Annotated in this window: 18 protein-coding genes; all 18 read left to right on the top strand. The window is 54.6% G+C overall.

The genetic code is table 11. From position 1 onward, the window contains the following. Positions 1–82 precede the first annotated feature (82 nt). The 18 genes from GZH47_RS14320 (at position 83) to hflX (ending at position 20,387) form a co-directional block, all read left to right on the top strand. Entirely contained in the window at positions 83–769 is a 687-nt protein-coding gene (locus tag GZH47_RS14320; RefSeq protein WP_162640700.1) for a PspA/IM30 family protein, read from the top strand. Beyond that, a complete protein-coding gene (locus GZH47_RS14315) occupies positions 766–1,818 on the top strand; it encodes a TFIIB-type zinc ribbon-containing protein (protein ID WP_225446488.1) in 1,053 nt (350 codons plus the stop codon). Before GZH47_RS14320 ends, GZH47_RS14315 begins: the two co-directional genes overlap by 4 nt. Continuing rightward, a complete protein-coding gene (locus GZH47_RS14310; RefSeq protein WP_162640699.1) occupies positions 1,815–2,630 on the top strand; it encodes a TPM domain-containing protein in 816 nt (271 codons plus the stop codon). The genes GZH47_RS14315 and GZH47_RS14310 overlap by 4 nt, the downstream gene beginning before the upstream one ends. 126 nt (positions 2,631–2,756) lie before the next feature. Continuing rightward, positions 2,757–3,761, top strand: coding sequence for an SPFH domain-containing protein (locus tag GZH47_RS14305; protein WP_162640698.1), 1,005 nt, complete (start codon positions 2,757–2,759; stop codon positions 3,759–3,761). A gap of 415 nt (positions 3,762–4,176) precedes the next feature. Further along, complete coding sequence (locus tag GZH47_RS14300; RefSeq protein ID WP_162640697.1) at positions 4,177–5,115, top strand: ArsR/SmtB family transcription factor; 939 nt, start codon at positions 4,177–4,179, stop codon at positions 5,113–5,115. A gap of 260 nt (positions 5,116–5,375) precedes the next feature. Then, entirely contained in the window at positions 5,376–6,785 is a 1,410-nt protein-coding gene (locus GZH47_RS14295; protein WP_162640696.1) for a family 43 glycosylhydrolase, read from the top strand. A gap of 44 nt (positions 6,786–6,829) precedes the next feature. Further along, entirely contained in the window at positions 6,830–7,792 is a 963-nt protein-coding gene (locus GZH47_RS14290; RefSeq protein WP_162640695.1) for a glycoside hydrolase family 43 protein, read from the top strand. Between the two features lie 53 nt (positions 7,793–7,845). Further along, a complete protein-coding gene (locus GZH47_RS14285) occupies positions 7,846–9,630 on the top strand; it encodes an extracellular solute-binding protein (protein ID WP_162640694.1) in 1,785 nt (594 codons plus the stop codon). A 102-nt stretch (positions 9,631–9,732) separates the two neighbouring features. Beyond that, entirely contained in the window at positions 9,733–10,662 is a 930-nt protein-coding gene (locus GZH47_RS14280; RefSeq protein ID WP_162640693.1) for an ABC transporter permease, read from the top strand. Positions 10,663–10,684: 22 nt separating this feature from the next. After that, complete coding sequence (locus GZH47_RS14275) at positions 10,685–11,587, top strand: carbohydrate ABC transporter permease (protein ID WP_162640692.1); 903 nt, start codon at positions 10,685–10,687, stop codon at positions 11,585–11,587. A gap of 25 nt (positions 11,588–11,612) precedes the next feature. Continuing rightward, complete coding sequence (locus GZH47_RS14270; RefSeq protein ID WP_162640691.1) at positions 11,613–13,385, top strand: glycoside hydrolase family 2 protein; 1,773 nt, start codon at positions 11,613–11,615, stop codon at positions 13,383–13,385. Positions 13,386–13,437: 52 nt separating this feature from the next. Beyond that, positions 13,438–15,204, top strand: coding sequence for a glycoside hydrolase family 2 protein (locus GZH47_RS14265; RefSeq protein ID WP_162640690.1), 1,767 nt, complete (start codon positions 13,438–13,440; stop codon positions 15,202–15,204). 323 nt (positions 15,205–15,527) lie between these two features. Further along, positions 15,528–15,779 carry a hypothetical protein gene (locus GZH47_RS14260; RefSeq protein ID WP_162640689.1) on the top strand — a complete coding sequence of 84 codons (252 nt, stop codon included), beginning with the start codon at positions 15,528–15,530 and terminating at the stop codon, positions 15,777–15,779. Positions 15,780–15,934: 155 nt separating this feature from the next. Continuing rightward, positions 15,935–16,180 carry a DNA-binding protein gene (locus tag GZH47_RS14255; protein ID WP_162640688.1) on the top strand — a complete coding sequence of 82 codons (246 nt, stop codon included), beginning with the start codon at positions 15,935–15,937 and terminating at the stop codon, positions 16,178–16,180. A 134-nt stretch (positions 16,181–16,314) separates the two neighbouring features. Further along, on the top strand, positions 16,315–16,548 hold the full coding sequence (locus tag GZH47_RS14250; RefSeq protein ID WP_162640687.1) for a cold-shock protein: 234 nt from the start codon (positions 16,315–16,317) through the stop codon (positions 16,546–16,548). A 230-nt stretch (positions 16,549–16,778) separates the two neighbouring features. Next, positions 16,779–17,891, top strand: coding sequence for a glycosyltransferase (locus GZH47_RS14245; RefSeq protein ID WP_162640686.1), 1,113 nt, complete (start codon positions 16,779–16,781; stop codon positions 17,889–17,891). Then, entirely contained in the window at positions 17,888–18,502 is a 615-nt protein-coding gene (locus GZH47_RS14240) for a glycerol-3-phosphate acyltransferase (RefSeq protein ID WP_162640685.1), read from the top strand. Before GZH47_RS14245 ends, GZH47_RS14240 begins: the two co-directional genes overlap by 4 nt. A gap of 604 nt (positions 18,503–19,106) precedes the next feature. Next, positions 19,107–20,387 carry a GTPase HflX gene (gene hflX, locus GZH47_RS14235; protein ID WP_162640684.1) on the top strand — a complete coding sequence of 427 codons (1,281 nt, stop codon included), beginning with the start codon at positions 19,107–19,109 and terminating at the stop codon, positions 20,385–20,387. The last annotated feature ends 198 nt before the right edge of the window (positions 20,388–20,585 follow it).

The raw sequence follows: 20,585 nt of genomic DNA, 5'->3' as shown, positions 1-20,585 counted from the left end.
TAATTATAGTCGGCCATGAAACCATTCCGAATTTCATGTAGTATAGGAGATAATGGAAAGCCTTTCGAAGGAGGGACTTGCGATGGGGATCTTATCAAGGTTCAGGGATGTCATGAAGGCCAATATGAACGGATTGCTGGACCGGGCGGAAGATCCGGAGCAAGCGGCGGATGCGTATATGCGGAGCTTGAGCAGCGACCTGGGTCAAGTGAAAGCGGAGACGGCATCGGTGCTGGCGGAGGAGAGCAGAGCGAAGCGGGCGTTGGACGAATGCGGCGCGGAGATTGCGAAGCTGCAGCGGTATGCGGAGAAGTCCGTGGAGTCGGGCGATGATGCGAACGGGCTGAAGTTTCTGACGATGAAGACGAAGCAGACCGCGCAATGCGGGGAGCTGCAGGCAGCCTATGACCGGGCGTCCGCGAAAGCGGCGATGATGAAGCATATGCAGGATAAGCTCGTGGCGGATGCGGAACGGCTGGAAGCGCGGCAGGCGGAGCTGAAGGGCAAGCTTGCGGATGCCAAGGCGCGGCAGCAGGCGAACGCAGGCGGCGCGAACGCGGCTTTCGGCGCGATGGAAGAGAAAGCCAGCCTGGCCTTGAACGAAGCGCTGGCGCTTGCCGAGCTTCGGGCCGGGACGCAGGAAGACGACCTGGATACGTTGATCGCGCAGCTCGAGAAGAATGCCGAAGCGGGCACGCCGGCAGCCGCGGCGGCGACAAGCGCCGAAGATGAGCTCGCAGCCATGAAAGAAAGACGAAAACCGAGGTGAGCAGCGTGGAGGAGGTTATCGAATACAAGTGCCCCAATTGCGGCAGCGGGATGGTTTTCGATGCGGCGACGGGGATGCTGTCCTGCCCCGGCTGCGGACGGAAGGATAATATCGAGCAAGCTCCAGATCCGCTGCAGAATCAGACGTCTGCGGAGCATGCGGAACATGCGGTGAACGAATATCACTGCAGCAGCTGCGGCGCCGTCATCGTCACCGAACCGGAGACAAGCGCAACGAGCTGCAGCTTCTGCGGTTCTGCCGTCGTGCTCATTGACCGGGTGTCCGGCCAATTTGCTCCGGCGATGGTCATCCCTTTCGCAATCACCAAGGACGAGGCGATGAAGGCATTCAAGAAGTGGTGCAGGAACGGTTTGCTAACGCCGCGCGGATTCATGACGGCGGACCGGATCGCGGGCATAACCGGGATGTACGTCCCCTTCTGGCTGTATGACTTGCATAACGATATCGAGGTTCATGGCCAGGCGACCAAGGTTAGAATCTACGAGCAGGGCGATTACAGGTATACGGAGACGCAGCATTTCGCTATCTATCGAAAAATCCATCTCGATTACGCCAGGCTGCCGATCGATGCCTCGGAGAAAATGAACGATGAGTTGATGGATAAGCTGGAGCCTTTTCCCTACGGGCAATTGAAAGCGTTCAAGACGCCGTATCTGGCCGGGTATATCGCGGAGAAATACAGCTATAATGACGAACAGTTATTGCCGCGGGCCAAAGACAAAACCAGCCCCTACATCGATGCGTATATTTCTTCCACGGTATCCGGCTATACGACCGTCAATTACACCGACAAGCATATCGATACGAACATGAAACAGGCGGATTACGTGCTGCTTCCCGTATGGATGGTGAGGTATAACTTTAATCGGACGGAGTACACGTTTGCCATGAACGGCCAGACGGGGAAAGTCGTGGGCAAGCCTCCGACCAGCAAAGCGAAGGTAGCCGCATGGTTTGCGGGCGTGTCCGCCGTTTCCTTCCTTGGCTTAAAGCTCGTCGCCTGGATGATGGGAGGCGGGTTCCTATGAGAAGGAGAAGGCGTTTCGCGGCTGTCGCCGTCCTCATGATGTTCGTGGCCTGTTTAACGGCATTAACGCTGCCCGTCCGGTCCTCTGCTGCGCCAGTAGTCCCCGTCGGACCGAAAAATCTGATCTATGATCAAGCGAATCTGCTCAGCCAGCAGGAAGAAGACGAGTTGAACGCCTTGGCGAATCGCTACGGGGCCGACAGAGAGACGGACATCATCGTGTACACGTCCAATAACGCGGAGAATCGGGACGTCCAGCGGCTGACAGAGGATTTCTACGACGAACATGGGCCAGGGTACGATAAGATGTTCGGCAATGCCGTTATTCTGACCATGGATATGAAGAACCGGGGGATTTACGTGGCCGGCTTCGGCAAGGCGGAAACCGATCTCGACAACGGCAGGGTGGATAAGGTCATCAACGCGATTACGCCGGATCTAACGCGGGGGGATTATGCGAAAGCGTTCGAAACGTATATAACGCTGACGCACAAGTATATGGGATTCAAGCCCGGCGTAAATCCCGATAATATCCTGTTTGCGATTTGGTTTCAACTGGGAGCGGCGCTCGTCGTCGGAGCAATCGTCGTCGGCGTCATGGTTTACCGTTCCGGCGGCCGGATTACGGTGAATCGGTCGACTTATGAGGTGGCCGGTACGTCGGGCGTGCTGGATCACTCGGACCAGTACCTGCGCTCGACCGTAGTCAAGAGCAAAATCGAGAGGAACAAGGGCGGCGGCTCGGGCGGCGGCGGTGGCGGTGGGACCAGCAGCGGCGGCCATTCGCATAGCGGAGGCAGAGGTTCCTTTTAGCAGCCAAGAAGTGACGAAGCGATCGGCGATGGATGGAACGAACAAACGATCAAACGATCAAACGATCAAACGATCAAACGGAATCAAGCATGAATCCAATATGGACCGTGGAAGGATGGGATTGGTATGGGGCTTTTCGGAAAACAGTTTGCTAACGTAGTCGAATGGGAAGAGTTCAGAGACGATATGATTTTCTGGAAGTGGAGCAACCGGGAGATCAAGAAGGGGAGCAAGCTCGTTATTCGCGCCGGCCAAGACGCGATCTTTCTGAATAACGGCAAGGTGGAAGGGATCTTCAAGGACGAAGGCTCGTTCGAGATCGATTCGGACATCATCCCGTTCCTGTCGACGTTGAAAGGGTTCAAGTTCGGCTTCAACAGCGGCATGCGGGTCGAAGTGCTCTTCGTGAACACGAAGGAATTCACCGTTCGCTGGGGTACGCAGAATCCGGTATTGATTCCGACGCCGCAGCTTCCGGGCGGGATGCCGATTCGCGCGAATGGCACATTTAATTTCAAGGTGAGCGACTACTTGGCGCTGATCGATAAGATCGCCGGGATCAAACAGGCGTATTTGGTCGAGGATGTCAAAACCCGGATGACGTCCGTGCTTGATCAACTGCTGATGAAATGGATCAGCCGCGAGGGCAAGGATATGTTCAATCTGCAGGCGAATGCATCGGAGATCGCGAACGGGATTCGGGAAGATTTGGATATGCAGCTGATGGACATCGGGATCGCGATCACGGGCTTCCAGGTCATGAGCTTTAATTATCCGCAGGAAATTCAGGATATGATTACGAAGACCGCTTCGCATGAGATGATCGGCAACCTGCAGAAGTACCAGCAAGTGAGCATGACGGACGGCATTGCGTCGGGCAAAGTGCATGGCGGCGGTGCGGCTTCGGACATGGCGGGCATGATGATGGGCATGAATATGGCCAATGAAATGATGAAAAACATGAATCGCAATCAGGATCAGCAGCAGCCGGCGGCTGACAAAGGCTCGAGTGCGGCCGCGCCTTTGCCTTCGTCATCGGAAGGCAGCAAGAAGCCGAACTTCTGCCCCAACTGCGGCGCCAAGAACGAAGGCGCGAACTTCTGTCCGAATTGCGGCCAGAAGCTGAGTTAGGGAGCGGGCGGCGGCGAAGTCACATATAGCGGCACATCGAGTATCATGACAAACGACACATCGAGCGCAGAAACCTGATTTACTCGGCGGCGAAGCGGTAAAGCGATAAGGGGTTTCGAAGTCCCGCAGTCCGTAGTCCGTAGTCCGTAGTTCGAAGTCCGGAAGTCCGAAGCCCCGAAGTCCTGTAGTTCGAAGTCCGAGGTCCCGTAGTCAAGTAGTCCCGTACTTCTTCGCCTTCGCCATCCTAATAACTCCGACCGCACAAGGTCGGGGTTATTTATCGTCTTCTTTGATCAAAAGGCTTTTTTAGAATAATACAAGAAAATGGTTTTAATACATAGTTGTTGATTTTAAACAGGAATAAGTGTAAACTTTGTGAATCAATAACCCATTCGGATGAAAGGAGTTGCGGAATATGCTGGAGTTGAGCTTTGACGACCCGGAAAGGCTGGTCGCCGTCTCGCATGCCTTATCGACTCGATCGCGAGTTGACATTCTCCGTTTACTAAGTTCCCGGAAGCTGAACGTAATCGAAATTTCGGAAGCGCTTAAACTGCCGGTTTCGACCGTTGCGAATAACGTCAAGATATTGGAAGCGGCGAAACTGATCAATACCGAGCTGCTGCCGGCTTCGCGCGGAGCGATGAAGGTGTGCAGCAGGAACTACGACGATATTCACCTCTCGTTTAATCAGGATCGGTCGATGCCCAAGGGCGCTTTGCACGTTTATGAAATGGAGATGCCCATCGGGTATTACGGCGATTGCGAAGTATATCCTACCTGCGGGATGGCCAATGCGGAAGGCATGCTCATCCGCGAAGACGAGCCGGCAAGCTTCTACCATCCTAAGCATGTCGGGGCGCAGATCATTTGGTTCCGGAAGGGGTTCGTGGAATATCTGATTCCGCTGGAGCTTCCGCCCAAGGCTCGCATCGAATCCATGGCGCTGTCGCTGGAGCTGTGCTCCGAAGCGCCGAATTACGATAACAACTGGCCTTCCGATATCTCCTTCTGGATCAACGGAGTGGAGATCGGAACGTGGATGAGCCCAGGGGACTTCGGAGACCGCAGAGGGAAACTGAATCCGGCCTGGTGGCTGGATTGGATGACCCAGTACGGGTTTCTGAAGACGTGGCGCATTGACGGGGAGCGGACGACGCTGGATATGGAGAAGGCCTCGGATGTGACCATTAGCGATTTGAAGCTTACTTACCGCCCGAATGTAAAGGTGCGGATCGGCGTCAAAGGCGATGCGATTCATCAAGGCGGGGTAAACTTGTTCGGGCGCCAATTCGGGGATCATGAGCAGGAGATCCTTTTGAAGGTCTATTACTCGTTAGACGAAGAAATATAAGATGTCGTGGACACTGATTACAGGATTCTTGTAATCAAGTGTCCTTTTTACTTAATTGTTACAATATTTAAGTATGAAACCGTTGACATTGGTTATTTTTAACGATAATATGTAAAAAAAGATACAATATATATGAAACGAATCAATAATCTTGTTTTGTATCTTGGAATCGACCCCTGCAAAGGCAATGGTTCAGCGGTTTTATGCAATGATCAGCGGACATACGCATGCGCAGGAGATAGAGGAAAGGGGGGAATCGAGTGAACAGATGGTCTCTTGTTGCTTCAGGCTGCTGCGTGGCAGCTTCGCTCGTGTTGTCGTCGTGCGATATCGGCAGCGTGGGCTCGGCGAAAGCGGCAACCTTCGCGAACCCGATCATGAACGGGGGCGCGGATCCTTGGATGATTCAGCATGACGGTTATTATTATTACACGCATACGGTCGGTAACGCCATACAGATATGGAAGTCCCGGTCATTGACGGATATGGCAGGTGCGGAGACGGCGGTTATATGGAAGCCGCCCGCAACCGGACCGAATTCGGCAGATATTTGGGCGCCGGAGCTGCACTGGTTTAATGGCAAATGGTATATCTACTACGCCGCGGACGATGGCCGTAACGAGAATCACCGGATGTTCGTACTGGAGTCGGCCACGGACGATGCGCTGGGCGAATACGAGGATCGCGGCAAGATCACAGATTCAACCGATAAATGGGCAATCGACGGCACCGTTCTTAGCAAGCCGGACGGATCGCTGTACTTCATCTGGTCAGGCTGGGAAGGAGACGTGAACGTAAGCCAGCGGCTGTACATTGCGCCAATGAGCAATCCTTATACGATCTCAGGCGATAGAGTGGAGCTTTCCAGACCGACGCTGGATTGGGAAATGATCGGGGAACCGACCATTAACGAAGGGCCGGAAGTGCTCGTCTCGGATAAGAAAATCAACCTGATTTACTCGGCCAGCGGAAGCTGGACGGACGATTACACGCTTGGCCTGCTGACGGCCGATCCGGGCAGCGATCCGCTCGACCCTGCTTCGTGGACGAAGAAGCCGGAGCCGGTCTTCAAGAAGACCGACCGGGTATTCGGGCCGGGGCATAACTCCTTCGTAAAGTCTCCGGACGGCAAGGAGGACTGGATCGTCTACCACGCGGCCATCACGTCGGGCGCGGGCTGGAACCGGAACGTGCGCACGCAGCCGTTCCAATGGAATGAAGACGGCACGCCCGATTTCGGCGAACCCGTCGCGCCGGGAGCATGGCTGCCGCTGCCGTCCGGCGAACCGGCACGAATGCGGCTGGAAGCCGAGAAGGCGAAGCTGGAAGGCATGCAAGCGACGGAGAACGAAGAGGCTTCCGGCGGCAAGATCGTCAGCGGGTGGACTGACGAAGACAGCGGCGTTGAATGGGAGATTGAGGTCGAGAAGGACGGCGTTTATCGCCTTGCACTGCGTTACTTGAATGAAGCATCCGTGCCGCAGCACCTCAATATGACCATTGGCGGCAAGCTGCATGTCGACGTCTCGCTCGATACCGGCTTAAAGGGAGAATGGTCCAATGCGTTCATCCCTGTCGGACTGAAGAAGGGCAGCAACACGATTAAGCTGGGCGGAGGCGGAAGCCGGTTGTCGCTCGATTCGATCGATGTGCTCGCTCCCGAAGAATAAGCCGGCACCGTGTGGCGGAAATGAAAGGGGCAAGTGACGTTAAGATGAACAACCAGGCTACCTTCCGTAATCCGATTGTTGCCGGTGCTCCCGATCCTTGGGTGTACAAGCATGTTGACGGCTGCTACTATTTCATGTCCACGCAGTCAGGGCATCTGAAGCTTACCCGATCGGACAAGCTGACCAAGCTTGCCCAAGGGGACAGCAGAACGATCTGGACGCCGGCATCCGCCGGATCCTACAGCTATAACCTATGGGCGCCGGAGCTCCATTGGCTCCATGGCAAATGGTACGTTTACTTCACAGCCAACGACGGCGGAGGAGACGAAACCCGCCGAATCTGCGTCTTGGAGAACGAAGAGGCGGATCCGATGAGAGGCGAGTGGACGTGGAAGGGACCGCTGCAGACGCCTGTTCCCGGATTGGATGGCACGGTGATGCGGCACCGGGATCAATTGTATTTTCTATACGCGGGCTACGGACATTTTCCGGACTACGGTTCGGCGATCTATATCATGCGAATGGCCGATCCTTGGACGGTAATCGGCGAGCATGTCCTGCTGACGGCGCCGACGCTGGAATGGGAGAAGCAAGGCGGCATGGCGATTAACGAAGGCCCGGTCCTTCTGCGCCGCAACGGCCGCGCGTTCCTCGTCTACTCGGCAAGCACCACTTGGTCGGAGGATTACGCGCTCGGCATGCTGACCATGGATGAAGCCGCCGATCCGATGAAAGCGCATTCCTGGACCAAATCTATGCAGCCCGTATTTCGCAAAAGCGTGGATAACGGGGTGTTCGCGCCGGGACACAACAGTTTCACCGTCTCTCCGGACGATCTGGAGGATTGGATCGTCTATCATGCCTTGCCGGCTCCCGGCGCGGAGCTGGGCCTGCGTGCCACGCGCATTCAGAAGATAGGCTGGAAGCCCGACGGAACACCGGATTTCGGCGTTCCTCTCGGCGATCACCAAGACATTGCCGCTCCATCGGGCGAATGCCCGGATTGACTTGGAAGCAGCATGGCCATTATAAGCTTTCCTTTATCAAGAGGAGGATGGATATGAGCAAAATGAAAAAACGCGTCATGAGCCTGCTGGTGGTGTCGACTATAGCCACGATGAGCTTGGCGGCATGCAGCTCGAACAATAATGCCGAGAACGCGAAGGCGACTTCGGATAATACGGCCGAAGCGACGAACAACGCCGGAACGAACAACGCCGGGACGAAGAACGCTGCAGCGAACGGCGCGGATGCGGCTGTTGCCGATCTGGGCACCGTCATTCGCGGGAATAAGACGCCGACGCAAGAGCAGCAGGACGAAGTCAACAATACGACGAACGACTCCTATCTGGCCGATATGTTCGATCAGAAGCTCCCGAGCAACTATTCGGCGTACCCTTACAAGAAGGACGTCACGTTGGACATCTGGATTCCGGCCAACTCCAATATCGCGGACATGAATAATCAAGCCGTGAAGAAACAAATGGAGAAGCTGACCGGCATTAAAGCGAATTTCATCTCGCCGCCGGTCGGACAAGAAGCGGACGCGTTCACCTTGATGATTTCTTCCGGCGATCTGCCGGACATTATCATGGAGCCTGAGCGTTATCCGGGCGGCTTCGAGGCAGGCGTTAATGACGGAGCCTACCTGGATCTGACCGACAAAATGGAGAAAAACGCGCCGAACTATACCGAATGGCGGAATTCGGACGAAACGAGAAGGAAAACGACGATCACCGACAGCGGGAAGGTGCTGGGCTTCTACGGCATCGCGCCTTACTCGGAGTGGACCTGGTTCGGGATGCTGATCAAGAAGGAAGCGCTCGAGAAGACGGGAATGGAAGTGCCGAACACGATCGACGAATGGCATCAATTCCTGCTGAAATGCAAAGAAGTCGGTTACAGCGAGCCGCTCAACTACGGTTCGACGTACGGCCAAATCTTTACGGGCATCATCAACGGCGCGTTCGGCGTATGGGATTGGACGTTCCTGGATTCCAACGGCAAAGTGCAATGGGGACCGGCTCAACCAAAGGCCAAGGATTACCTGGCTACGATGCAGCAATGGAACAAAGAAGGCCTGCTGAACAAAGACTGGGCAACGGCCGACTTTAACCAACGGATGGCCAGCGCGATCTCCGCGAAAACGGCTGTCATGATGGACTCGCCGGATACGATGTGGAGTTACTGGAAGCAGCAGAACAATATTGATTTCGTCGGGGCGCTGAATCCGGTATTGAACGCCGGCGACAAATCCGCTACCACGTATAAGAACTTCGAAAGAACGGGCCGTTCGGCTGCGATCTCGACGAAGAGCAAGAACGTAGAAGCTGCGATGGCATGGCTGGACTTCGCTTATTCCAAAAAAGGCTGGGAGATGCTGAACTACGGCGAGTACGGCAAAGTCCATCTGATCGACGAGAACGGCAAGCCGTACTATCCTGCGGACAGCTACGTGTACAAAGACCCAGATGGTCAACCGGTATCCACTGCGCTGGATAAATACCGGATGCATAGCTGGCCGGATATTCGCGACGAGCATAACTCCAACCCGCTGATCGTGGCGGAAGGAAGCTATTCGGGCGATATCCGGAAGAATTGGACGGAGAACATGGATACCAGCATGGCGGAACCGCCGATCACCTTCACGCAAGACGAAGCATCGCGTGAGGGAGAGCTGGGGAACCAGCTGTCCACGCTCCGCGGTGAGTACTTCGCGAAGATCATTTCCGGGGAACTGCCGGTTGATGCGTACGACAAGTTCTTGAAGGAAGCCAAACAAATGGGTCTGGATGAATTCCTTAGCCTGCATCAGGCAGCATTGGATCGTTACAATCAAAGATAAGTTTCGTTAAGTAACTTTACATGGAGAGACGGGCATGCCCAGGCTGCTGCCGACGGCGCGTGCCCGTACCATTCCATGCCAATACAGTGAGGTGGTTGGCGCATGGAGATCATACGCAAGAGCACGAGGTCCATCCTGAAACGAGACTTTAAAAAGAATTGGTTCGCCTACATGCTCGCCATTCCGGTTCTTGCATGGTTTCTTATCTTTTGTTACGGCCCCATGTGGGGCATTCTGATCGCTTTCAAAGACTATAAACCGTTGCTGGGCTTTTCCGAAAGCCACTGGGTAGGCTTCAAGCATTTTATCGATTTTTTCGAGGGTCCTTATTTCTGGCGCGTCGTGAAGAATACGCTGCTGCTTAACGTGTGGGGAATTGTGTTCGGGTTTACCGCTCCGATTATATTGGCGCTGCTATTAAATGAAATTCGTGACGGCCTATTCAAGAAGACGGTGCAAACGTTAACGTACATGCCTCACTTTATCTCGATTGTCGTTGTCTGCGGGATGATCCATATTTTCACTGCCGACGAGGGCGTTGTTACTCAATTATTGCAATTCATTACCGGGAAGGACTACTCTTCGCTGCTCGGATACTCGTCCTTCTTCAGGTCGATATATACGTTTTCCGGCATCTGGCAGAATGTCGGGTGGGAATGCATCATCTATCTGGCTGCAATGAGTGCGATCGATTCCACGTTGTATGAGGCCGGCGAGATGGACGGCATAGGCAGGTTCGGGAAGATGTGGCATATTACGCTGCCCCAAATTCGTCCGGTTATCGTCATCCTGTTTATCTTCGCGGTTGGCGGTTTGATGGCGTCGGGCTACGAGAAAATCATTTTGCTGTACACGCCGATGACCTATGATACGGCCGATGTTATTGCTTCCTACGTGTACCGCAGAGGTTTGCGGGAATCGAGCTTGAGTTTCTCTACGGCCGTCGGATTATTCAGCGCAATTGTCAATTTCGCCTTGTTATGGGCAACTAATAAAATCGCCAAACGCAATTCAGATGTAAGCCTATGGTAGGAAGGGGGCTCCGGATTGGACTATGATTAGACGCAGATCAATAGGCAATCTTACGTTCGATGTCGTCATCTATATCTTATTAATCCTGTTAACGGTAGCTTGCTTTTATCCCATTTTGCATATTTTGCTGGCTTCATTCAGTAATCCGAGCAAACTGGTCGCCCATAGCGGCGTATTGTTTAAACCGCTAGGCTTCACCTTGAATGGCTATAAGCTGATTTTCAGGGACGATAGTCTGCTGGTTGGCTATATGAATACCTTTCTGTACGTGGGCTTGGGCACTGTAATCAACATGGTCTTGACTATCATGGGCGCGTTCGTGCTATCCAGACGGGATCTGTACTTCAAGAATCATTTCATGATTGTGATTACCATCACGATGTTCTTCGGCGGCGGTCTTATACCTTGGTTCCTTCTCATGAAGGATATCCATCTGTACAACAATTTGTGGGCGATGGTGCTGCCTACCGCCTTGAACACGTGGAATATGATTATCCTGCGAAGCGGCTTCCAGTCCATACCGGTCGAACTGGAGGAAGCCGCGATCATCGACGGCGCGAGTCAGGCCAAATTACTGACGAGGGTCATTATCCCGCTGTCCAAAGCGACGCTGGCCGTGATCTTCCTGTACTATTTGGTCGGCAACTGGAACTCGTGGTTCAATGCCATGGTCCTGTTGAAGGATCGTGACATGTTCCCGCTGCAGCTCCTGTTGAAAGAGATTTTGGTCGCTAACGACACTTCGGCCTCCACGATGGGAAGCGCCGGCGGCGTCGTGATCGACAGCGCGTCGAGCGCGACTGCTTACCGGGAATTAGTGAAATACTGTACGATCGTCGTTTCGACGTTACCGATTCTGATTGTTTATCCTTTCTTGCAGAAGTACTTTGTAAAAGGGGTATACGTCGGTTCGATTAAAGGCTAATGGGAGAAAGCAAGGAGCGAATAACATGGAGCAATTCGACACAACGAAACCGCGTTCAGAGTATCCCAGACCGCAGTTTATCCGCAAAGCATGGTTGAGCCTTAACGGAGCATGGGATTTTAGTTACGACGATCAGATGGTCGGCGAGGACGAACAATGGTATCGGGCGGACTCGGCCGCATCGTTCTCGAAGAAGATAAACGTACCTTTTGCGTTTCAAAGCAAACTTAGCGGCATTAACGACCCTTCGATTCACGATGTGGTATGGTATCGCAGAACCTTTGAAGTTCCGGCGGACTGGCAAGGCAGACGGGTGATGCTGCATTTCGGCGCGGTCGATTACTTGGCGAAAGTCTGGGTCAACGGGCAATTGATGGCCGTGCACGAAGGAGGACATACGCCGTTTCAGGTGGACATTACATCCATGCTGGCGGAAGGCGGCAACGTCATCGTGCTTCGGGCCGAAGACTTCAGTCGCGATGTGACGTTGCCGAGGGGCAAGCAATATTGGCTGGAGAATTCGGCGAGCATCTTCTATACGCGCACAACCGGGATTTGGCAGAGCGTATGGCTGGAGCCGGTTGCTCCCGTCCATCTCAAGAAGATCAAGCTGACGCCGGATATTGACCGGAACGAGATCGGGGTTCGCGCCTTCTTCGCCGGGTTCAACGTATCGGACGAGCTGAAATGGCAAGTGACCGTGTCTTATCAAGGGAAGACGATCGCGGATGACCAGTACGTGGTCAAGCATGCGGAAGAGCAGCGGGCGATTGGACTTAACGACTTCACGGATCACGGTCTGGGCCGCTTATGGAGCCCGGAGCATCCGAATTTATATGATGTTACGCTGCGGCTGCTTCGGGGTCAAGAAGTGCTCGACGAGGTCGAGAGCTATTTCGGAATGAGGAAGTTCTCGATCGAGAATGGAAAAGTAAGCTTGAATAATCGTCCCTATTATCAACGATTGGTACTCGACCAGGGGTATTTCCCTGAAGGGATCTTAACGGCACCTTCGGATGAGGCCTTGAAGAACGATGTCGAGCTGGCGAAGGCAATGGGATTCAACGGTCTGCGCAAGCATCAGAAGACGGAGGACCCTCGTTTCCTGTATTGGTGCGATAAGCTCGGCATGCTGGCGTGGAGCGAGGCGGCGAACGCCTACGACTACTCGGAGGAATATGTACGCCGCTTTACGAAGGAATGGCAGGAGATCATCGACAGGGACTATAACCATCCGAGTATCGTGACGTGGGTTCCGCTGAACGAGAGCTGGGGAATTCCGAACGTCTTGATCGATAGGCGTCAGCAGCAGCATGGACTAGCCATGTATCATCTCACGAAGTCGTTGGACGACACCAGACTCGTCATCAACAACGACGGCTGGGAGCAAATGAGCACGGATATGGTCACCATTCATGATTACGAGAGTCGCCAAGAGGTGCTGGAAGAAAGATACGCAACCGTGGATTCGGCCGTGCAAGGCATGCCTTGCAACCGTCAGATCTTTGTCGGCGGCGCTGCGTATCAAGGACAGCCTGTGCTCGTAACAGAGTTTGGCGGCATCTCGTTCAAGAAGAGCGAGTGGGAAGGTTGGGGCTACTCCGGCGCCGAGAACGAGGAAGATTACCTGATCAAGCTGAATGCGGTAGTGAGCCCGATGCTCGCATCGCAGGTCGTGCAAGGATATTGCTATACGCAGTTGACGGACGTCGAGCAGGAAATCAATGGACTGCTTACTTATGACCGACAGCCGAAAGCGCCGCTGGAAGCGATTCGCAAGATTATAACCGGTAAGTAAACGACGAAGCTGCAAGCATACAGCTATTATTCAGAAAGCTAGGTGAGCCTGAATGGCGATAAGCAGATACCGTCAAGATTACCCGAGACCGCAGTTCGTCCGCGAGGACTGGCTGAACCTGAACGGCACGTGGGAGTTCCGATTCGACGACGCAGGAGAAGGAGAGCGGGACCAATGGTTCCGCAACTTCCAAGGCGACCGCCAGATCGAGGTTCCTTTCGTTTATGAAACGAAGGCAAGCGGCATCGGGGAAGAGGAGTTCCACCCGGTTGTATGGTATAAACGGACATTCGCTGTTCCGGCCGAACAGGCAGGCAAGCAGGTCCTGCTGCACTTCCAGGCGGTGGATTATGAAGCAAAGGTATGGGTTAACGGCGAGTATGCCGGGCGTCACGAAGGCGGCTACGCTGCATTCTCGTTCGATATTTCCCGTTACCTGAAAGACGGCGCGGCGAACGAAATCGTCATGCGGGCGGAAGACAGCAACAGCTGCACGCAACCGCGCGGCAAGCAGCGCTGGCGCAAGGATAATTTCGGCTGCTGGTATGTCCAAACGACGGGCATTTGGCGGACGGTTTGGTTGGAATACGTGGAGGCGCAGCATCTCCATTCGGTTAAGATTACGCCGGATGTCGACGCCAATGCCGTCCGCTTCGATTACCGGGTTTCCGGCAACGCGGCTGCGTCGTTGAAGGTAAACGCGAAGATTACGATGGACGGCGAAATCATTAAAGAGACGAGCTTGAACGTCGACCGTTCTTATCTATCGGCCAGCATTGAACTGATCAGCGAGAAGCGAGAGTGGCGGGTCGAGCATTGGCATCCGGAAAATCCGAGGCTGTACGAGGTCGAGTTCACGCTCACGGACGGCGATCGCGTCTTAGACCGAGTCCATTCGTACTTCGGCATGCGCAAGATCTCGATCTTGAACGGCAAGGTGCTGTTGAACAACAGCCCGCTCTACCAGCGCCTCATTCTCGATCAAGGCTATTTTGCGGACAGCCATCTGACCGCTCCTTCCGAAGAGGCGATCATTGAGGATATCGACAAAATTCTAGCCATGGGCTATAACGGCGTCCGCAAGCATCAGAAGATCGAGGATTCGCGGTTTCTGTACTGGTGCGACGTTAAAGGCCTTCTCGTGTGGTCGGAAGCGGCGGCGACCTATGAATTCAACGATGAAGCGGTCGAACGGTTTACGCGGGAATGGATGGAGATCGTTCAGCAGCAATATAATCATCCTTCCATCGTGACGTGGGTTCCGTTCAACGAATCCTGGGGCATCGGCAACGTGTTCTCTGACCGGAGGCAGCAGCAGTTTACCGAGTCGATCTATTACCTGACGAAGGCGTTCGATCCGAATCGCCCGGTTATCGTGAACGACGGCTGGGAGCATACGATCTCGGACATCCTGGCGCTGCACGATTACGAGGAAGACGGGGAGACATTCCTGCGCCGGTACGAGGATAAGAATGCAATCACCAGCAACGAAATTGCGCACTGCAACTTCAAGTATGCGTTCGCGCAAGGTTACGAGTATCGAGGCCAGCCGATCATCATTAGCGAATTTGGCGGCATCGCCATGCGCTCCGACAAGGGCTGGGGGTATGGGAACCAAGTCGAAGGCGAAGAGGCCTTCCTCAAGCGGTTCCGCATTATTACGCAGGCCATCAAGGACACCGATTACATCTGCGGCTATTGCTATACGCAGGTATCGGACGTGCAGCAAGAGGTGAACGGGCTGCTCACCGAAACCCGGGAGCCGAAGATCGCGATGGAGAAAATTCGGGAGATTAATCTGGCGAAGCGGAATCTATAATGCAATGCCCATAGAGACGCCTGGCACCATTTCGCATGGATGCTGGGCGTCTTTCCGTCTTTCATGCAAGCGAGAGCGTTCCGGCATAGAAGAAGGATCAAGACTCGAATAAGTAATGATAATTCTTCCATGTCATGCTATCATTGGTTCTAAGGAACTAATATCGGCGAGGTGTGAATATGTCTATGGAACTATCGGTGGCCCATTGTCCTGGCTGCGGGAACATTTTTCAGAAGAACTTGCGAAATTTGTGTACGAGTTGTACGTCGGAAGAGGATGGACAGATTTCATCGATCGAGAACGCACTTAGAGGCAACCGTCGTATGAACAACGATCAAGTGGCTGAATTGACGGGCGTGTCATCTCAGAGAATCCGGTCGCTCATTCGCAGAGGCAGGCTGAGGCTCTTCGATTATCCGAATCTGGCCGATGCTTGCGATTTATGCGAGGAGCCGATCCGCCAGGGGAAGCTGTGCGTGAAATGCCTGACAAGGCTTAAAGGCGCGATCGAGAAAGATCAGGAGAAGTTGAGGCAGCAGCGGGAAAACGTGTTTTTGTCGAAGTTTAGACGATGAGGCCGGCTGCATGCCAGTCATAACGATTATGATGGTCATGAGGGCCGGTTCGCGATGCTACGTAATTGGAAAATCATGCCCTTTACATGAATAACGCCACGCTCATGTTATAATCAAGTATTCGAATCACACAGAAACGAGAGTGGATGGTTGTCATGCTGGAGTTTAAGGACTGGAATCAGAAAGTGAAAGAAACGTTTAACGCGACCAGCAACGAGGTCGTATTGACGGTGACGGAAGCGGGTAATCTATTGGGGCTCTCGAAGGATCAGATGAAGATATTCGTGGACAAGAACAGCCTCACTAAAGTATCGATTATGCGCAGCGTTCACCGTTATCTGCTGTTGAAGAGCGAAATCGATGGCATACTTGCGCATAAGCAGGAAACCCGCAACGGATGATTTCGCAAATTTGACGAATTTGTGCTATAATGAAGTCACATACAGGAGAACATGTCACATTCTGAAAGGGCTGCGATGCTGCTTCTTTCGGTGTGTGGCTTTTTTATGATTTAAATGAGGGGGAGGACTTGGTTATGTACTATTCTCGGAAGAAACCCATCGCTGATTTACCGACTGAAATGACGCCCATTTGGTCGTGCACAAAGGAAGGCTGCAACGGATGGATGAGGAAAAATTATTCATTTGAAGAGGTTCCCACTTGCGCGCAGTGCAAGTCTCCGATGACTAACGACATGAAAGAGCTCCCTATTTTGCATGAATCGAGCTATGATCGAAATGCAGCCGCGAAGAAGGCGAAAGAAGAGTAGAGCCGCAGAGTCCGCATAGGAAAGGCTTGCTTCTTGAACGTTATGACGTCCGTGCAGAGGCTCGAAAGCATGGCGCCGACATTGAAAACCACAACCGCTAATGGTTGTGGTTTTTTGTTGTATGATAAGCGCACGCATTCGCATGATGCGCCTCTCTCGTTAAAATTATCCATAAGAGCCATATCTTAAATGATAGATTCATATGCTACACTATGCAGGGAGGTGAGGATATGAGTTTGTTAATCATGTTGCTGCTCGCGGCTGCGTGCGCCTCGGGCTTGGTTTTGTTCCACCGCAATACGATTCCCGTCCGGCGTCCAAGCAGTTCCCCGCTGTCTCCGGAGAAGTCGAAGTTGTCCGTCATCATCCCGGCAAGGAATGAAGAACGGAACTTGCCTCATCTGCTGGCCTCGCTCCACGTTCAAACCTTCAAACCGTTCGAAATCATCGTAGTGGACGACAACTCGGAAGATCGGACGAGAGCCGCCGCAGAGAGCTATGGCGTGACCGTCGTCGACGGCACGCCGCTGCCGCCGGGCTGGACGGGCAAGAATTGGGCGGTCTGGAACGGATACAAACGCGCGTCCGGCGATCTGATCGCCTTCCTGGATGCCGATGTCCGGCTCGGGCCGGTGGCGCTGGAGTCGCTGGTTGCGGCTAGAGCGCAGTCGGGAGGCGTGGTTTCCGTCGTACCGTTCCACCATACGGAGAAGCTGTACGAGAAGCTGGCGCTCATCCCCAATATTCTGGGTCTGTTCGCGTTCACGTCGCCGTTCGAACGGACGAACCCGAAGAAGGGTCTCTACGGCTCATGTATCCTCACGTCACGATCGGATTACGAGCAGGCGCAAGGCCACGAAGCGGTCAAGTCCGAGCTGCTCGACGATTTGAACCTCGGCGCCAAGTATAGGGAGGCCGGCATACCGGTCACGAACTTTATCGGACGCGATAAGGTCTCCTTTCGCATGTATCCAGGGGGCATTCGCAGCGAGGTCGAAGGCTTCAGCAAAGGAGCGGTTCTCAGCACGGGCAAGCTGAACGTGCGAACGACGCTGCTCGTTGCCGTATGGCTGATTGGCTTAATCGCAGCGGAAGCGGCGCCTTTCGTGCTTGCGGCTTCCTGGGCGATGCCGTTCATCATCGGTTACGTGCTGTACACGCTGCAGATTTATTATTTCGTCCGGTATACCGGACGGTTCGGCAGATGGATGCCTGCGCTACATCCGCTGAGCACGCTATTCTTCCTTTTCATTATGCTGTACTCGGTGTACCAGGTCGCGTTCTTGGGCCGCGTCGCATGGAAAGGCAGACGGGTCGAAGTAGGAGGACGAAACAAATCATGATCATGCTATGGACGCTGCTATCGTTCCTGTCCGGTTCCTTGATGTTCTCGTACTGGCTCGGCCTGCTGGCCAATCATAATCTGAAGGATGTCGGCGACGGCAATCCCGGGGCGCTGAATCTGTGGCGGGCGGCCGGGTATACCTATGGGCTTGCCGGCATCGCGCTCGATTTCCTGAAAGGATACGTGCCGGTGGTCGTGCTGATCGCGACCGGTTCCGTGGAAGGCTACGGCATCGTGCTCCCGTCTGCAGCCGCGATCCTCGGTCATGCGTTCTCGCCCTTCATGAGGGGGAGGGGAGGAAAGGCGATCGCGGTAACGTTCGGCGTCTGGAGTGCGCTGACGGGCTTCGCGGCATCGCTCGCCTATGCCGTCATTCTCGCGCTGCTGCTGGCCGCTTCCCGTATATTCACGAGAGGCAAGCCGACGAGCTCGGATGCGGACGGATTCCAGGTCGTGCTCGGTATGCTCCTGCTGGCCATATTCTTGATCGCCGGCCGCTACTCCGGCGCGATTCTCTTATGCTGGCTCGCGAGCTTCCTGCTGCTGGTCTATACGCATCGCAAGGAGCTGCGCCGATTCTTCGCGCGCTTCGTCCAGCAGCGCTCTTGAGGATACCGAGGCGAGTCGCGAAGCAGGGCCAGGCGTGACAAAGTGTTACCGGCAGCGGCAGTGCCTGATTCGGGTCCCAATAACGAAGCGCGAGGCCAAAACAACTGGAAGGGCGGACAACCGCTCTTCCAGTTGTTTGCATTTCCGCTCGTCCGTATGGTAAGATGGCCTTACTTTCAAATGGAACGGAGGGTTACGCGTGATAGATTTTATCCGAGTTCGCACTTTGCGCGGCTAATTGAATAGCGCCAAGGCTCTGCCTGCGTGCAGAGGACTCAGGATAGGTCTGTCCCTTAAAGGTAACCCATGAAGCATATGGACGCGAACGGAACCAGCGCCGGAAGGGCGCCGGTTCTCGCGTTGCCTTTAACTCATTCGACAAGCGCATCGATCGTAAGCACTCGCCGGTTCGGCGGGCTTCTTTCGCTAACCGCGCGTCGAACCGACCTTGATTTCCCGATCGGGTATGGACGGCATCAGGCTTCCGTTCCCGCAAGGGTCCTTGAGTTCCTCTCTTTCGTAACCGCGAAACGCACAGGCCCGAGCGCCCGTGCGTTTTATTTGTATTCCGCGATCATCCCATTCACGAAGGAGGAATTTCTATATGGAACAAGCGATGAACAACAAAGCCGTCATCGTCGGCGTGAATCTCAACGATCGGCCCGATTTCGCCTACTCGATGGAGGAATTGCGCAATCTTGCGGAAGCCTGCAACATCGAGGTCGTCGGCGAACTGACGCAGAACGCGTCCAAAATCACCAGCTCCCACTACTTGGGCACGGGGAAAGTCGGGGAGCTGTCCGCGCTCGCGGAAGGGCTGGACGCTTCGACCGTTATATTCAACGACGAGCTGTCGCCGTCGCAGCTTCGCAATTTGGAGGGTGCGCTGCAGAAGAAGGTCATGGACCGGACGCTGGTCATTCTCGATATTTTCGCCGAACGCGCGCAGACGCACGAGGCACAGCTGCAAGTCGAGGTCGCGCAGCTGCAATACATGCTTCCGCGGCTCGTCGGCCTGCGCGAATCGCTGGGCCGCCAAGGCGGCGGCTCCGGCATGAAGAACAAAGGCACGGGCGAGACGAAGCTGGAACTCGACCGCCGCCGCATCGAAGAGCGGATCTCCGCGTTGCGGGCGGAGCTGGAGAAGCTCGTCTCCCGGCGCCAGGTGCAGCGCAAGCAGCGGCAGAAGACCGGCGTGCCCGTCATCTGTCTCGTCGGCTACACGAATGCGGGCAAATCCAGTCTCATGAACGCGATTCTGGATCAGTACATGCCGGATTCGAACAAACAGGTGCTGGCCAAAGACATGCTTTTCGCCACGCTGGAAACTTCGGTCCGCAGCATCGAGCTGCCGGATCACAAGTCGTTCCTGCTGACGGATACGGTCGGCTTCGTCAGCCAGCTGCCGCATCACTTGGTCAAAGCCTTCCGCTCCACGCTGGAGGAAGTCGCCGAAGCGGATCTGCTGATCCAAGTCGTCGATTATGCCAACCCCGAATACGAGCGGCTCATTGACGTGACGAACGAAACGCTGAAGGCGCTGGGCGCGGATCATATTCCGATGATTTACGCCTACAACAAGACCGATCTGACCGGCGAACGATACCCGCGCTCGGAAGGCGACAACGTGTATCTCTCCGTCAAGGAGGGAGCGGGTGTCGAGGAACTCGTCGCGCTCTTGAAGGACCGGGTATTCCAAGATTATATCCAGTGCGACGTCGTCATTCCGTTCGCGGAAGGACGGCTGGTGGCGTACTTCAATGTGAACGCCCATGTCCAGGCAACCGATTACGAAGTGAACGGCACACGTCTGACGATGGAGTGCAAGAAGGCGGACTACGAGCGGTATAAGCATTTGTTCGTAGAGCCGGCGCCAGTGGATTAACGGAACAGCTGCTGCGCCGGCGAGCTCGCAAGGCAACCGCCTTTGCTTATCGGCGTAGCAATCCGATTTCTCCCTCGAGGCAACCCGACCCCCCGCACCGCGGGCGCGCAGGGTTGCCTTCTTTGCGTTCTACGGCGGTAGACGACAAGGGGCCGTTAAGCTTCCTTTACGGCTGATTTGCCCGGCCTCTTCAGGCGA

The organism is Paenibacillus rhizovicinus, assembly GCF_010365285.1.
Lineage (GTDB): Bacteria > Bacillota > Bacilli > Paenibacillales > Paenibacillaceae > Paenibacillus_Z > Paenibacillus_Z rhizovicinus.
Note: the sequence above shows the minus strand (reverse complement) of the source record. Positions and strands in the feature narration are given on the sequence as shown.

Coding starts and splice junctions, on each gene's coding strand:
- GZH47_RS14320 (WP_162640700.1), top strand. CDS start 83: ATGGGGATCTTATCAAGGTTCAGGGATGTCATGAAGGCCAATATGAAC.
- GZH47_RS14310 (WP_162640699.1), top strand. CDS start 1,815: ATGAGAAGGAGAAGGCGTTTCGCGGCTGTCGCCGTCCTCATGATGTTC.
- GZH47_RS14305 (WP_162640698.1), top strand. CDS start 2,757: ATGGGGCTTTTCGGAAAACAGTTTGCTAACGTAGTCGAATGGGAAGAG.
- GZH47_RS14300 (WP_162640697.1), top strand. CDS start 4,177: ATGCTGGAGTTGAGCTTTGACGACCCGGAAAGGCTGGTCGCCGTCTCG.
- GZH47_RS14290 (WP_162640695.1), top strand. CDS start 6,830: ATGAACAACCAGGCTACCTTCCGTAATCCGATTGTTGCCGGTGCTCCC.
- GZH47_RS14285 (WP_162640694.1), top strand. CDS start 7,846: ATGAGCAAAATGAAAAAACGCGTCATGAGCCTGCTGGTGGTGTCGACT.
- GZH47_RS14280 (WP_162640693.1), top strand. CDS start 9,733: ATGGAGATCATACGCAAGAGCACGAGGTCCATCCTGAAACGAGACTTT.
- GZH47_RS14275 (WP_162640692.1), top strand. CDS start 10,685: ATGATTAGACGCAGATCAATAGGCAATCTTACGTTCGATGTCGTCATC.
- GZH47_RS14270 (WP_162640691.1), top strand. CDS start 11,613: ATGGAGCAATTCGACACAACGAAACCGCGTTCAGAGTATCCCAGACCG.
- GZH47_RS14265 (WP_162640690.1), top strand. CDS start 13,438: ATGGCGATAAGCAGATACCGTCAAGATTACCCGAGACCGCAGTTCGTC.
- GZH47_RS14260 (WP_162640689.1), top strand. CDS start 15,528: ATGAACAACGATCAAGTGGCTGAATTGACGGGCGTGTCATCTCAGAGA.
- GZH47_RS14255 (WP_162640688.1), top strand. CDS start 15,935: ATGCTGGAGTTTAAGGACTGGAATCAGAAAGTGAAAGAAACGTTTAAC.
- GZH47_RS14250 (WP_162640687.1), top strand. CDS start 16,315: ATGTACTATTCTCGGAAGAAACCCATCGCTGATTTACCGACTGAAATG.
- GZH47_RS14245 (WP_162640686.1), top strand. CDS start 16,779: ATGAGTTTGTTAATCATGTTGCTGCTCGCGGCTGCGTGCGCCTCGGGC.
- GZH47_RS14240 (WP_162640685.1), top strand. CDS start 17,888: ATGATCATGCTATGGACGCTGCTATCGTTCCTGTCCGGTTCCTTGATG.
- hflX (WP_162640684.1), top strand. CDS start 19,107: ATGGAACAAGCGATGAACAACAAAGCCGTCATCGTCGGCGTGAATCTC.